This is a genomic window from Geobacter sp. DSM 9736, from assembly GCF_900187405.1.
Classification (GTDB): Bacteria; Desulfobacterota; Desulfuromonadia; order Geobacterales; family Geobacteraceae; genus DSM-9736.
The window spans coordinates 3,824,132-3,837,279 of the sequence record NZ_LT896716.1; the positions used below are offsets into that span (position 1 = coordinate 3,824,132).

General features: G+C 56.1%; 11 protein-coding genes. 7 read left to right on the plus strand and 4 right to left on the minus strand.

Annotated features, from left to right (window positions below; all coding sequences use genetic code 11):
• Positions 1-474: 474 nt before the first annotated feature.
• The 5 genes from truD (at position 475) to CFB04_RS17125 (ending at position 5,697) form a co-directional block, all read left to right on the plus strand.
• Entirely contained in the window at positions 475-1,698 is a 1,224-nt protein-coding gene (truD, locus tag CFB04_RS17105) for a tRNA pseudouridine(13) synthase TruD (RefSeq protein WP_088536524.1), read from the plus strand.
• 35 nt (positions 1,699-1,733) lie between these two features.
• The gene (locus CFB04_RS17110; RefSeq protein ID WP_088536525.1) at positions 1,734-2,057 is read left to right on the plus strand and encodes a DUF4212 domain-containing protein; all 324 of its coding nucleotides are present in this window, start codon (positions 1,734-1,736) and stop codon (positions 2,055-2,057) included.
• A complete protein-coding gene (locus CFB04_RS17115; RefSeq protein ID WP_088536526.1) occupies positions 2,050-3,579 on the plus strand; it encodes a VC_2705 family sodium/solute symporter in 1,530 nt (509 codons plus the stop codon). The genes CFB04_RS17110 and CFB04_RS17115 overlap by 8 nt, the downstream gene beginning before the upstream one ends.
• A 63-nt stretch (positions 3,580-3,642) precedes the next feature.
• Positions 3,643-4,854: a putative nucleotidyltransferase substrate binding domain-containing protein gene (locus CFB04_RS17120; protein WP_088536527.1), complete on the plus strand. Its 1,212-nt coding sequence runs from the start codon at positions 3,643-3,645 to the stop codon at positions 4,852-4,854.
• A 3-nt stretch (positions 4,855-4,857) separates the two neighbouring features.
• Positions 4,858-5,697, plus strand: a complete 840-nt coding sequence (locus tag CFB04_RS17125; RefSeq protein ID WP_088536528.1) for a sugar phosphate isomerase/epimerase — start codon at positions 4,858-4,860, stop codon at positions 5,695-5,697.
• On the opposite strand, the gene CFB04_RS17130 is transcribed toward CFB04_RS17125, so the two are convergent.
• A complete protein-coding gene (locus CFB04_RS17130) occupies positions 5,679-6,134 on the minus strand; it encodes a universal stress protein (protein ID WP_088536529.1) in 456 nt (151 codons plus the stop codon). The genes CFB04_RS17125 and CFB04_RS17130 overlap by 19 nt on opposite strands.
• A gap of 336 nt (positions 6,135-6,470) precedes the next feature.
• Here CFB04_RS17130 and CFB04_RS17135 point away from each other — a divergent pair, with 336 nt between their 5' ends.
• Positions 6,471-7,253: an IclR family transcriptional regulator gene (locus CFB04_RS17135; RefSeq protein WP_088536530.1), complete on the plus strand. Its 783-nt coding sequence runs from the start codon at positions 6,471-6,473 to the stop codon at positions 7,251-7,253.
• A 74-nt stretch (positions 7,254-7,327) separates the two neighbouring features.
• Here CFB04_RS17135 and coaE read toward each other — a convergent pair whose 3' ends face one another.
• The 3 genes from coaE to CFB04_RS17150 all read right to left on the minus strand — a co-directional run bounded on the left by coaE (position 7,328) and on the right by CFB04_RS17150 (position 10,805).
• Positions 7,328-7,930, minus strand: coding sequence for a dephospho-CoA kinase (gene coaE, locus CFB04_RS17140; protein WP_088536531.1), 603 nt, complete (start codon positions 7,928-7,930; stop codon positions 7,328-7,330).
• A 55-nt stretch (positions 7,931-7,985) separates the two neighbouring features.
• Entirely contained in the window at positions 7,986-9,563 is a 1,578-nt protein-coding gene (locus CFB04_RS17145; RefSeq protein WP_088536532.1) for a FapA family protein, read from the minus strand.
• 108 nt (positions 9,564-9,671) lie between these two features.
• On the minus strand, positions 9,672-10,805 hold the full coding sequence (locus tag CFB04_RS17150) for an aminopeptidase (RefSeq protein ID WP_088536533.1): 1,134 nt from the start codon (positions 10,803-10,805) through the stop codon (positions 9,672-9,674).
• Between the two features lie 226 nt (positions 10,806-11,031).
• Here CFB04_RS17150 and CFB04_RS17155 point away from each other — a divergent pair, with 226 nt between their 5' ends.
• Complete coding sequence (locus CFB04_RS17155; RefSeq protein ID WP_088536534.1) at positions 11,032-13,131, plus strand: FAD-dependent oxidoreductase; 2,100 nt, start codon at positions 11,032-11,034, stop codon at positions 13,129-13,131.
• The last annotated feature ends 17 nt before the right edge of the window (positions 13,132-13,148 follow it).

The following is a 13,148-nucleotide window of genomic DNA, read 5'->3' on the forward strand; positions in this document are numbered from 1 at the left end:
TCTTTATGCGGATAAAGAAAGTAAGCAAAGAAAGCCGCCCCTGACGCCTTGGCCGCTTTCAGCGGCTTCCCTCGCTCCGTCGGCAGCTCGCGCGGCGGCACAATTCGCGGCGCTCAGGGTGCTGCCTTTTCCGCGAGCTGCCTTACTCACTCGGCTGCGGCGAAGGGGGTTAAAGACGAAAAAGCTTTTAGGCCGCGCGCCGCGGCCTCCTCATTACATTCCGCCGAGTGAGGAAGGCGGGCGGGAAGGGGGAGGCTGCCCAGGAGCGAAGCGACTTTGCAGCATCCCCCGCCCGGCAGACGAAGGAGGGCATCCCGAAGGGACGGAATGTTTAGGGCGGATCTTTCTTTGCGTACTTTCTTTGGAGCCGAGCCAAAGAAAGTACGTGGGGTACGGGGCAAAGCCCCGAAGAGGACATGCGGCGCAAGGGCAGGCAAGTCGAAGTCGAGCCAGCGAAGGTTAAGAACAGCACACATGCGTGATTACATTACCTCCCATATCCCCGGCACCGGCGGCGCTATCAAGGAGATCCCCGAGGATTTCGTCGTGACCGAGGTCCCTTCCTACCTTCCGTGCGGGGAGGGGGAGCATGTCTATGTCGAGATCGAGAAGCGGGGGCTTACGACATTCGAGGCAATCCGTCGCCTGGGTGCCGCCATGCAGGTTTCGGAGCGGGAGATCGGGTATGCCGGGTTGAAGGATGCCCGCGGCGTTACCCGGCAGACAATTTCGGTGCCGCGGGTGGCTCCGCAGCGCTTGCTGGAGCTTGAACTTTCCGGGATGAAGGTGCTGTCGGCCAGGCCGCACCGAAACAAGCTCAAACCCGGGCACCTTGTCGGAAACCACTTTGCCCTCCGCGTTCGAGGCGTTTCGGAAGGTGCTCTCGATAATGCAACACGGGTTCTGGAAATACTGAAAACGCGCGGCGTCCCCAACTACTTCGGTGTTCAGCGCTACGGCAGCCAGGGGAATTCCCATGTCGTCGGTCGTGCTCTTCTGCTGGGGGACTGGAAGGGGGCGGTGGACGCACTCATCGGAGAGCCGGAGGCTGTAAGGGACGAGCGCTGGAGAAGCGCCGTCGAGGCGTACCGTCGTGGAGATCTGGATGAGAGCCTGCGGCTTTTCCCTGGACACTGCCGCACTGAACGGGACCTCGTCCGGCGCCTCCTGGAGCGTCCGGAGCGTTTCGACCGGGCCATCAAGGCTCTCAACCCGCGGCTGAAGAGTCTGTTCCTCTCCGCATGGCAATCTTCGCTTTTCGACCGGCTTCTGGACCGGCGGCTCGACCGTTACGATCAGGTGTTGACGGGTGATCTGGCTTTTCGTCACGACAACGGCGCCTGTTTCCTCGTCGAGGATGAGGCGGTTGAGGCGCCGCGGGCACTGCGGCTGGAGATATCTCCCAGCGGCCCCATGTTTGGCTCGCGCATGTCGCACCCCTCCGGCTTTCCGCGTGAGCTGGAAGATGGTCTCCTGAAGGAGGAAGGGTTCGGTGACGATGCCTTTCTCAGAGAGGGGGGGAGCCATCTCCAGGGGGAACGGCGTCCGCTGCGCGTGCCCCTCGGGGAGCCGCAGGTGGAGGCGGAAGAGGACTCCATCCTGCTCCGTTTTTTTCTACCTCGTGGTGCTTACGCCACGTCGGTGCTTCGGGAGGTCATGAAGCCGGTGGAGGACTCGACAATTGCAGCAGCGGGATAATCATTTTATAGTCATCTGAATGAGGGAGAGACCCCATGACGGAGAAACCCTTTCGCGAGATAAATATACTACGGCCAAAGCAGGGGTACATGCAGGAAGAAGTGAAGATAATCTTCCTCATTCTGATCGCCTGGGCCATGATGACCTTCGGGTTCAAGCTCCTGTTGAGCCTGGTGGCGGAGACGCCGGCGGGCGAGAGCCTTCTCACAAGGCTCACCTTCTTCAACCTCCCGTTCAACTTCTGGTTTACCGGTCAGTTTCTCCCCCTCTGGTTCATCATCCTCTGCATAATCTTCAACCTCTACATAGACCGCCTCAGCGAGCGCCACAGCCGCAGGAGAGACAGATCCCATGATTGAGAATACAGTCAATCCATGGCCCATCATCATCGTTGCCGGGGTGCTGGGTTCCTTCATTATAGCCGGGCTTGCCTCCAAGTCCCGCGACACCTTCGACTACGGCGTCTCCGGCCGGTATACCGGCCGGATGGGGGGGGGAGCCGCAATCGCCAGCAACTGGATGAGCGCGGCAAGCTTTCTGGGGCTTGCCGGGATGCTGTACCTGAAGGGGTACTTCGCCCTCGCATTCGTGATCGGGTGGACGGGGGGATACGTGCTGCTGCTTGTGCTGATGGCGGGGCAGATCAGGCGCTTCGGCAAATATACCGCTCCGGATTTCGTGGGTGACAGGTATGCATCCGGAATAGCCAGGCTTCTGGCGGCTGTCATATCGGTCATGATCTCGGTGATCTATTCGGTAGCCCAGTTCAAAGGAATCGGCATGGTCTTCGCCTGGCTCTTCGGCCTCGATTACAGCCGTGGCCTTTTGCTCGGGGCTGTGGTGGCCATATCGTATGTGGTTCTCTGCGGCATGCTCGGAGTCGCCAGAAACCAGCAGCTGCATTACACTGTCATGATCATCTCCTTCATCCTGCCTCTCATGTTCCTCAACTACAAGCTCGGCTATTTCTGGCTGCTTCCCCAGTTCGGCTACGGAGCAGCCATCGAGGAGCTGGTGCGGGATTTCAACATCAACCTTGCCGCCCCTTTCGCCTCAGGCTCTATTTTCGACTGGTCGGCCCTCTGCTTCACCCTCATGGTCGGCACTGCCGGCCTTCCCCACGTGCTCTCCCGCTTCTACACACAACCCAACATCCGCGATGCCCGCTGGAGCGTCGTGTGGGGCCTCTTCTTCATCGCTCTCATCTACTGGTCTGCCCCCGCCTATGCTGTTCTTGCGAAGCTGCTGGAAGCAAAGGGGGGATTCATGCCTTCTCCCGAAGTGGCCGCAAAGATGGCCGACATCATCGTCGTTCGTACAGCTGTTATAGCAAATCTGCCGATATGGCTCATCGGCATTCTGGCGGCGGGAGCGGTCAGTGCCGCTTTTTCCACCGTCGCAGGTCTTCTCATCACTGGTGCTGCTTCATTCTCCCATGATATCTACTACCGCCTCATAAACCCAAACGTCTCAGAGGCCAAGAAAATGGCGATCGCCAAGGTGTCGGTTCTGGTCCTGGCAACTGTGGTTTATCTTCTGGCGGCAAAACCCTGGGGTCTTATCGCGGAGATAACTGCTATTGCGTTTGCCCTGGCCGGAAACACGATCTTTCCCGTGTTCCTGCTCGGCATATGGTGGAGCAGGACCAATCGCTACGGAGTGATCGCCGGCATGCTGCTCGGCATACTCATCACCTTCTCGGCGCCCCTTTTCGGTGGGGTGTTTCCTGTCATTGCCGAGCTCTTTCCGGTCACCTCGTCTGCTCTGTGCGGCGTGCCCATCGTACTGACGGTGATAATCATCGTGTCTCTTCTTACTCCACCACCCCCAGCAGAGATTCGCCGTTTCCTCGTTGAAGAGGTTCACGGCCACATGGATTGAGGTATGTGGAGGAGACGGATGTGTTGCGGATACCCCTGTGGTTCGGGGGAACGGAGGTAGTTCATGGCTCTTTTCCTTGGGGGATCGGGAGAGGATATTCTATCCTGGCGAGCCGTAGCCGATCTGGTTAAGGACCTTGATGAAGTGCTGGCCAGGGAGCGGGCGGGAATGCTCGGAGGGGAAGAGGTTCCCCTGCTTGTGGAGCTGAGGCGCCGGTTGGCCGATGAACTTTCCTTCGAGAAAGAGTTTGCCTCAGATCTGAGTAAAGCTCTTGCTGCAGTAGACGAAGCGGAAGATCTGCTCTCCCAGTTGGAGGGGTTCGCGCTTTTCGCACGTTCCCATTTCGAGCGCCGCAGGTCTGTTGTGGCTTTTCACGAGATATGCTCGGCCCTGCAGCGCCGCATCATTTGCAGGGTCCTCCGGCAGGCGGAGGAGTGGGTGGCGCAACATGGATTCGGCTCCCCACCGGGCCGCTACTGCTGGTTCGCAGTGGGTTCCGCTGGACGCGGGGAGGGAACTCTCTACAGCGGCTGTGACAGCCTGCTTGTCTATGACGGGAATCAGGGGGAGCGCAATTCCTTTTTTTCCGTTTTTGCACGTAAGGCAGAAGACCTCCTCGGGCAGTTGGGCCTCCAGAGCAGAATGACGCCGTCCGACTTCTCATGGCAGGGGAGCATGGGGGAGTGGCGCACACGGGTCAGCGAGGGGATGGCGGGAGGGGGGAGAGGAGACGAACTGGCGGTATTCCTCGAACTGGCGGATCTCCACCCGCTGTGCGGGGACGCGGGGCTTGCCGAGGAGATGCTCACCCTGGTGAGGGGCATGCTTTCCTTCCACCTGGGTTCGCTGCGGCACGTTGCGCGCATTTTGTCCGAAATGCCCACAGGTCTCGACTTCTTCGGGAGGCTGAGGGTTGAAAAGTCGGGGGATCATCGCGGGCTGTTCAACGTGGAGCAGTATGCGGTGGTCCCTTTGGTGAGCAACGTGAGAGTGCTGGCCATCAGGTGCGGCGTGACAGCTACCAGCACGGTGGATCGGATCAAAGGGATAATGGAGAATGGCCCGGTATCCGTAGAGCTTGCCGAGCGCCTGCTGTTCGGCTTCCATGAACTGAACGCCCACCTCATCTCGCTGGAAAACCTGCATGGCGCCCATACCGTTTTCCTCGATCCCGAGCAGTTGTCAGAGTCCGAAGAACGTGCCCTGCGCGGCAGCCTTGACGCGCTGGTAAACCTGCAGAGGGTCGTCTACCAGACCTTCACGGAGCATGGATAGCGAATGCGGTTTTCCCTCTCCACAGGAACGCTATTTACCTTCCCCTTGAAGAAAGCTTGCGCTATTGCCGCAGAGGCAGGCTTTGACGGAGTGGAGCTGATAATCAATGACGAGTTCCAGAAAGTCAGTTGTCGCCAGTTGATAGAGGAAGTCTGCAGTATACTTCCTGTCCTTTCAATTCATGCCCCCTTTATGCCACTGGACGGCTGGGGAAGCCCCGCCGACTCACTCAAGAGATGTGTTGAGCTTGCCGGTATATGCAACGTTCCCCTCGTCAATTTCCACCCTCCTTCATGGATGGGGCTCGAAATAAGGTTCATGCGGTGGTTTTACAGGATCTTCGATTTTCAGAAGGAGGTGGGGCAGGGGCAGGTTGCGGTTACCGTCGAGAACATGCCGTGGACGGGACGCTTCAAGATCAACCAGTATGTACTGTCTCAGACGGAGAAGATGATTGAATTTCTGGGGGAGCGCAATCTGTTTCTCACTTTCGATTGCACCCACATGGGTACCGGGAAAACGAACTTCATCAATGACTTCTATCTCTTTTACAATTCCGGCCGGATCAGGAACATCCATTTCTCCGACTTCGGCTATGGCCGGGAGCACCTGCTACCTGGCCGTGGGGTACTCCCGCTTACCCGTTTCCTTAATCATCTGCGCAATACGGGCTACGACGAGACGCTGACGCTAGAACTCTCTCCCCATGAATTTCCCAATGACGAACTGATCATCGTCGAGACGCTGCGGGACATCCTCTACTATCTTCGCCAGGAAACAGACAGGACAGGACTGGATTCAGCTCCGGTTCAAGCGCAGTCCTCCTACCCCCTTACGATGTAGACGGAGCAGCGGGCGTATGCCGCGACTTTGCTGGAAACACTCCCCATCAGCTTCCTCTTCAGGAATCCCTTTCCCGAGCTCCCAATCACGATAACGTCGACTTTTTCCTTGTCGGCGAACTTCATCAACTCGTCAGCAGGGTCCCCATAAACGATCTTGGTTTCAAGCGGGACTTCAGCTTCGCGAGCGTTTTTCTCGATGACGAAGAATATGCGGTCACGAAGTTCCTGCCATTCATCCGACTCCGTCACAACGGGTGCGGGCACGAAATCGGTGTACGTGTTGCGAGGGGCGTTCGGGAGGACCAGCATCGCATATATCTTGCTCCTGTAAGGACCTGGGGTGGCAGCAGCCATCCGGACAGCCTCCTCGGCGGCTTTGTCGGAGAGGGGGGAGCCGTCGATGGCGACGAGAATCTGCTTACGAAGGTTGAGCATTGATTTAGGTCCTCCCGCTGCTGTCCCTACCGCCTCGATAGCACCACTGATTCCGCATGGGTGCGCAAGGTAGTTAGTTTTACTTGACTCGCATAAAACATTATTCTATAATTTCACTGCATGGAAATGCTTGAGGTTTTGACGAATTGCCGCCATGATATCTTGAATTCTTCGAGTGGTCAACTCTCGAAAGTTGAGCAAGTAAAACGGAATGGGGCTGCATCCCCGGCTGAGCTTCCTTGGCTGCCTCCGGTGTACCGGAAAAAATTCTTGACTTCAGCCCTTATCCAATATATGAGAAACCGTTTGTAACTTACTAAAGACAGGTGTCAGCCAATGGCGAAAAAAGAGAAATCCGAGTATATAATTCAGGCGGTGGATCATGCTCTCGACCTCCTTGAGCAGTTTCATGATGATGTGGACGAGTTAGGTGTTACGGAGCTGAGCAAACGCCTCAAGCTTCATAAAAACAATGTTTTTAGGCTACTTGCCACACTGGAGTCTCGAAATTATATAGAGCAGAACAAGGTTACTGAAAACTATCGGCTTGGGCTCAAGACGCTGGAACTCGGGCAGACCTTCATAAAGCAGATGGGGCTGCTTCGCCAGTCGCGCCCCGTTCTCGAATCGCTGGTGAAAGAATGCAATGAGACGACCTATGTAGCTATTCTCAAGGATTTCCACATCGTTTATCTGGATGTTGTTGAAACGGCTTTGACGGTACGTGTGGTTCCACGTGTTGGGGCAAGGCTGCCAGCCTACTGCACCGCGGCAGGGAAGATACAGCTCGCTTTCATGACGGAAGAGGAGTTGGAGCATTACCTGCCCGTAAAGGAGCTCAAACAGTTCACTCCCAGCACCATTACAGACCGTGACGAACTCAAGCGGCATCTGAAGCAGGTTAGTGAGCAGGGGTACGCCGTGGACAACGAAGAGCTGGATGTGGGAGTGAAGTGCGTCGGTGCGCCGATCCGGGATTATACCCGCCGTATTGTCGGCGCCGTCAGCATTTCGGGGCCGAGCATGCGGTTCTCTGATGAGCGGATGGATAAAGAGCTGATCCCCCTGGTAAAGAGGGCTGCCGAGGAAATCTCCCTCAAGCTCGGCTACCACAAGTAAAACGTAAAGCTACGGTAGAGGCAAAGGCGGAGACGGGATCCAGCTTTTGCCTCTATCTTTTTCCCCGCATTAATTTATTTCTCCATCGCCACTTCCCGCTCCCAGAGTCTACGGACCTGCAGTTCGGTTTCCTCACGTGTTCCGGAGTTGTCTATAACTGCCTTCCCATAAGTGCGTTTTTCTTCCATCGGCATCTGTGCGCCTACTCTAAGCAGAGCTTCTTCCCTGGTAATTCCGTCCCTCGCCATCAGTCTGGTTATCTGCGTTTCCCGGTCCACGAATACTACCCATATCTCGTCGACCCGTGAAGCGGCACCAGCTTCTATCAGAAGTGGGGCCATGTAGATCACCAGTGGGACGGGGACCTCCCGCAGTTCGGCCAGTTTTTCTTCAGCAAGCTGCCGGATGGCGGGGTGTGTTATCTTTTCCAGCCGGGAGCGCGCTGCGGCGTCAGCAAATACTACGCAGCCTAGCGCCTTGCGGTCGATCGTTCCGTCAGCGCAGAGGACGGTGGGGCCGAACTCGGCTACGATTGCGTCGTAGGCTGGCCGGCCCGGCATCACCGCTTCCCGCGAGAGCTGGTCGGCATCGATGACGACAGCCCCGAGCTGCTCGAATATGCGTGCAACAGTGCTCTTCCCCGAGGCGATGCCTCCGGTAAGGCCGATGATGCGCATGAAAGAACCTCCAATGCGGCGTAATTCGGAAATGAACAGGGGAGGGAAATGGTGTTCAGAACACTATGGTACCATTGTCCAGGGAAAAAGTTACCCCTTGAAGGTCATCATCGACCACTAGTGCCTGGTCGCCGATTACCACCTGTACTCCATAGTAGATGGTCTCTTGGACTTTTATGCGTGCGAAATCTATTACTTCCAACCGTTTCTGGAGACGCTTCTTTTGTCCCGTAAGCTCCAGAACCTCCGCCTGCAGGTGCGACAGTTGCTGTTGCTTGGCTTTTTCCGCGTCTTCTCCGAACCGGGCCGGATTTTCCCTCATGTAGCTGAGTGATTTTGTCGCTTCTTCGGTCTGTTTCTGTTTTTCTTCGAGCTGATGCGTAACTGTTACCAGCTTGGCTCGCGCCGTGGGATCCAGGCCGACTTCGACTTTGGTGGGAACTCCAGCGTGGGATCCGATTACCACCGCGTTGACGAGGGTTGAGGCGCGACAGGTGCCGCCGATGAGCCGCCCCTTGGCCGTTCCCTCTTCTCCGACCATGATCTGGCCTCCGGCCGTTAGGTCGCTCTGCATGGAGAGCTCCCGCAGATGAACGTCGGAACCTGCCGAGAAATGGGATTTTTCAGCAAAAAGCGCCGTTATCGATCCTTTTGCCTGGAGGCTCGAAAATATGACGCCTCCGTTGATTTCGATGTTCCCGCCCGCCTCGATGACTGCTGATTCGACCGTACCGCCAATGGAGATATCCCCTGCCGCTTTGACGACCATGCCGGAGGCGACATCCCCATCCACTACGACGCTTCCTTCAAAGGAGATGTTGCCGGAAGAAAGATCGACGTTCTTTACCTTGAACACCGGCTCAACGACAACGCCGTTTGTCACCAGTACCGGTTGACCGGCTATCGCCGCGAGAAGCAGGTCGTTGTCATCGGGCGAAATCATGGTGCCGGGCAGGTTGGCGGCAAACTGGACATCCCTCCCTGGTGTAGGCGGAACGACCTCTCCCCTGACGTTTTTACCCGGCTCTCCTTCTGCAGGAGGGACCCTGCGCATCAGAGGGTCACCGGCCTTCACACTGACGATCCCCCCGACCTCCCGATAATCAACGATGCTCTTGTCATCATCTTCAAACTGCGGACCGCGCTCCTTCATCTCGGGAATCAGGCTCAGGAGTTGGCCGTCGGCTCCCGGGGTCGGTGGTGTTCCGGTAGCGATTACTTTGTTCAGAGCCCTGCAACACGTTGCTGCCGCTTCGATTGTGTCCTCGAGAATGCCGGACTGGACTCCCTGCTCTTTCAGCCCCTGATGGATCTCTTCATTGGTGACGGCTTTCCCGCCGTATGGAGGGGTAAGGGTCAGTTGCGCTGTCATCCCGTCCGGCGAAACGGTAATCGTATAGGTCCCGTCCCGTTTTTCCCCGATATCCATCGTGAAGGTGGAACTGGCGCTGTTGAACCTTTGGGCGAGTTCCGAGCATACATTGTTTTGGAGAAAGTATTCGGAAAAACCGCTGGCGGCCAGGGCGCGTTTTACATATCCCTCGTCAATCGGTTGCCGCGGTTCTGCAGCCGGATTACACACGGCCTGAAGTTTGCGGCCGTCGGCGCTGAGTTTGAATTCAAGCTTTTCCATTGATTCCTCCGGAGCTACCACGTGTAGAGGTGGAGCCAAGCTTCCATGCAGCCGGAAAAAAGGTCTGGTAGCTTTATCGGAGAATTTTCCGAGTTATTTAGCGGTATTTCACGAGATCAGCAGCTTTCCCCGGTCAAGGAGTCTCTTCCGCTTTTCGCCGGGAAGGATTACGGTGAGAGTTGGCTCATAGAATACGAAGTCTTCATGAAATGGCGTATTGACGGTGCCGCCGAAGCCCGAGTTGTCGCCGAGGGCAATATGGACGGTCCCTAGAATTTTTTCCGCCTCCAGGACATTATCGGGTCTCGTGGCCCTGTCATTGGTGCCGATGCCGAGTTCGGCAATGTTCCTGTTGTTTACGTTTTCGGCGAACTTTTTTTCGAGAGTGTGGCGGTAGGGGTCATCGCCGTAGATATTCACTACGTTTCCCTGTCGCACGTCGAGACGTAGCGGTGAGTTCAGCTTTCTCGTGGGCGCGTATTCGATGACCATAACTCCTTCGCTGGTACCTTCAAGGGGTGCGAGGTAGACTTCCCCTGCGGGCAGATTCCCGAAGCTTCCCGGATCGGTGAGGAGACCGTCGTCTCCTTTGGCAGTCCGCCCCTGTGTTCCAAAGCGAATGCGGGTACCGTTCGGTGTCTCCAGAAGGATCTCTGATCCTGCATTCACTTCCGCAGCAAGCCGGTTTGTACGGTCTGAGAGGATGTGCCAGTCCACCTGCATCGATGTAAAGAACATCTCAGGGTCGAAGTGGGGCAGGCTCGCAAAGCGCCCTCCTGCTTCGTTGACCAGCGAGCGGAACCTGGTGTGGCTGGTAGAATTGTTGGAAAGTGCAATGACGATGTCTGCCACGCTCTCTTTGAAAGAAAGTACGATTTTCTTTGCCCGGTCCAGATCGGAGGTGTCTGCTTCTTTGTTGAGTAACCGATATAGAAGTGCATCTTGAAGAAGCGCGTCTACTGCAGCATTACCTAAGGTAGCGCGCCAGAGAGGTTCAGGAGGTTCCGCACCGGATGCTGCGGTTGCCGGAAAGGTGACGAATGTGGTATTGCCATAAGCGGCCTCGGCAAAATTGCTCGTTTGGCCTGCAACCGTCAAGAGTCGAAGGCGCCGGTCATGCTCTTCGGGTGAAACCTGTTCATCGGGTCTGAGGATGTCGCCGAACACCACAATCCGTTCCCTGGGCTTTATTCCCATGTTGACCTCAAAGAGGGAGTGTAGCGCCTGTTCGAGAGATTTCATTCCGGCATCCTTTGGTAAAGTATTTTCTAATTAATCTAACAGAGGCCTTTCCTTTCCGCAACCGTCGAATAATCCCAATTATTTATTTTTTCGCTTGATTTATCGAAAGCGATTGTGGTAATAAACTTGCATACTGTATACAATCGCTCGCTAACGTTTTGTTTAATAAATGCAAGTACTTAGTGAGAGATATAGGGTAAATTAAAGGCTTTTTTCGGAGGCTGAAGTGGCACAGGTGGTTTTTTCCAGCTGGGGTAGGAATATTGTCGACAACCGGAAGGGGGGCGGGCAGGATGCCCAATTCCGACTGCCTACCACTTATGATGGCGACCGCCCTCTTGCTGCATTCATAGGGTGGGACGGCATCATTCTTTATGACGAGAAGGTTGATGTTCCGCAGATGGTCGCCGAGTATATGAAGCGTGTGCAGACGATGTACTGCTGCGGCAAGTGCACACCGGGTAAAAAGGGTACCCGCGTTCTCATGGACGTTCTTGCCGACATCATCGGCGGCAGGGGAAATGAAAGGTTGTTCGATACCATAGCCGACCTTTTCGAGCTGCTGAAGGGTTGCAAGTGCACCCTGTGCCAGAGTTCCACTGTCCCGGTTATGGACGCCATCACTCATTTTCGCGACGACTTTCTAACCTATATGAACGGTTCGCGACCGGCGAGTGCTGGAACTCACCGCTTCGTCGAAAAGCTGACGGCTCCCTGTACCGACAAATGCCCTGCACACATCGACATACCCTCCTACATTGAGGCGATAAAGGAGTATGAATTCGGATTCTCTCTCGCGGCAGTTCGTGCAGCAATGCCGCTTCCTTCCGTCTGCGGCCGGGTTTGCCCTCATCCCTGCGAGACTGCCTGTCGCCGAAAGAACGTGGATGAGTCAATCAATATCATGGTCCTGAAGCGGTCGGCTTCCGACTACGAATGGCAGCATGAGAATTCACCTCCGATGATTCCCGGGGCGCCAAATGAAGCGGGTGAGGTGTCTGAAGATTTCGACTTTGCGTATTACCGAAAGCATCTGCCGGCACAGCCCAAGCCGCGGAAAAATAAGACTGTGGCTATTGTCGGCGCAGGACCAGCAGGTCTTGCCGCAGCCTATTACCTGGCGCTGGAAGGCTACCCCTGCACGATTTATGAAGCTCTTCCGGAGGGCTTCGGCGGTGGCATGATCGCCGTGGGCATTCCTCCCTACCGCCAGCCGCGCCATCTTCTTCAGCGTGATATCGATATAATCGCGGCGCTGGGCGTCACCATCATCTATAACACCCGCGTTGGCAAGGATATCTCACTGGCAGAGCTCAAGGAAAAGTACGATGCGGTTTTCCTGGCGCCTGGAGCCCATCGGTCTAAGCCGATGGGAGTCGAAGGAGAGGATAAAGGATACAAAGGCTTCCTCAAAGGGGGTATCGACTTCCTTCGCGAAGCATACATGGGGAAGGATACCGGGATGGGCAAGAAAGTCGTCGTCGTCGGCGGCGGCAACACTGCCATTGACTGCGTCCGCGTTGCCCTCCGGGAAGGGGCGGAGGAGTCGACGCTGCTCTATCGCCGGTCTCGGAAGGAGATGCCTGCCGATGTCTGGGAGGTGGATGGCGCCGATGAGGAAGGCGTAAAGTTTGAGTTCCAGGTTCTTCCGACAAGGATCATCGTTAACGAGAGTGAGCAGGTGACCGGCGTTGAATGCGTGCGGATGGCACTTGGAGAGCCTGATGCCTCCGGCCGCCGCCGCCCCGAGCCGGTCCCCGGGAGCGAATTCGTCGTAGAGTGTGATACGGTAATTCCGGCAATTGGTCAGGATCCCGATCTTTCCTTCATCCCTTCCGATCTCGGCATCGACATCACAAAGTGGAATACCGTAGTGACAAAGTACGTGCCTTACAAAGATGCTGCCGGTAAGGATCTGAAAGATGGTATGGGCAATTTTCAGACCCGTACACTTATTACCGACCATGAAGGAATCTTCGCCGGCGGTGACGCCGAAATCGGCCCGCTTACCGTCGTGGCCTGTGTCGGCAGCGGTCATCGTGCAGCAAAAGTTATCCAGCGTTGGCTCGAAGAGGGAAAAGCCTATCTGGTCGACGACGAGTATATGGAAGACATTCTCAATTATATGGGAGTGTACGACAAGAACGAGAAGGTGCAGTGGCTCGACTCAGCCCATCGGGAGCATCAGGCGGAGATCCACGGCAAGGAGCGGGCAAGCTACAAGAACTACTGCGAGGTCGAACTCGGCTTCACCAACAGCCAGGCGGTCCGCGAGGCCGAACGGTGTCTGCGCTGTTATCGCGTTGCAATGGTTGCAGTTGCCTGATCTACAGGCAATACATT

What these genes read in the sequence shown, in the direction of transcription:
- truD (WP_088536524.1), top strand. Translation starts at nt 475, where the DNA reads ATGCGTGATTACATTACCTCCCATATCCCCGGCACCGGCGGCGCTATC.
- CFB04_RS17110 (WP_088536525.1), top strand. Translation starts at nt 1,734, where the DNA reads ATGACGGAGAAACCCTTTCGCGAGATAAATATACTACGGCCAAAGCAG.
- CFB04_RS17115 (WP_088536526.1), top strand. Translation starts at nt 2,050, where the DNA reads ATGATTGAGAATACAGTCAATCCATGGCCCATCATCATCGTTGCCGGG.
- CFB04_RS17120 (WP_088536527.1), top strand. Translation starts at nt 3,643, where the DNA reads ATGGCTCTTTTCCTTGGGGGATCGGGAGAGGATATTCTATCCTGGCGA.
- CFB04_RS17125 (WP_088536528.1), top strand. Translation starts at nt 4,858, where the DNA reads ATGCGGTTTTCCCTCTCCACAGGAACGCTATTTACCTTCCCCTTGAAG.
- CFB04_RS17130 (WP_088536529.1), bottom strand. Translation starts at nt 6,134, where the DNA reads ATGCTCAACCTTCGTAAGCAGATTCTCGTCGCCATCGACGGCTCCCCC.
- CFB04_RS17135 (WP_088536530.1), top strand. Translation starts at nt 6,471, where the DNA reads ATGGCGAAAAAAGAGAAATCCGAGTATATAATTCAGGCGGTGGATCAT.
- coaE (WP_088536531.1), bottom strand. Translation starts at nt 7,930, where the DNA reads ATGCGCATCATCGGCCTTACCGGAGGCATCGCCTCGGGGAAGAGCACT.
- CFB04_RS17145 (WP_088536532.1), bottom strand. Translation starts at nt 9,563, where the DNA reads ATGGAAAAGCTTGAATTCAAACTCAGCGCCGACGGCCGCAAACTTCAG.
- CFB04_RS17150 (WP_088536533.1), bottom strand. Translation starts at nt 10,805, where the DNA reads ATGAAATCTCTCGAACAGGCGCTACACTCCCTCTTTGAGGTCAACATG.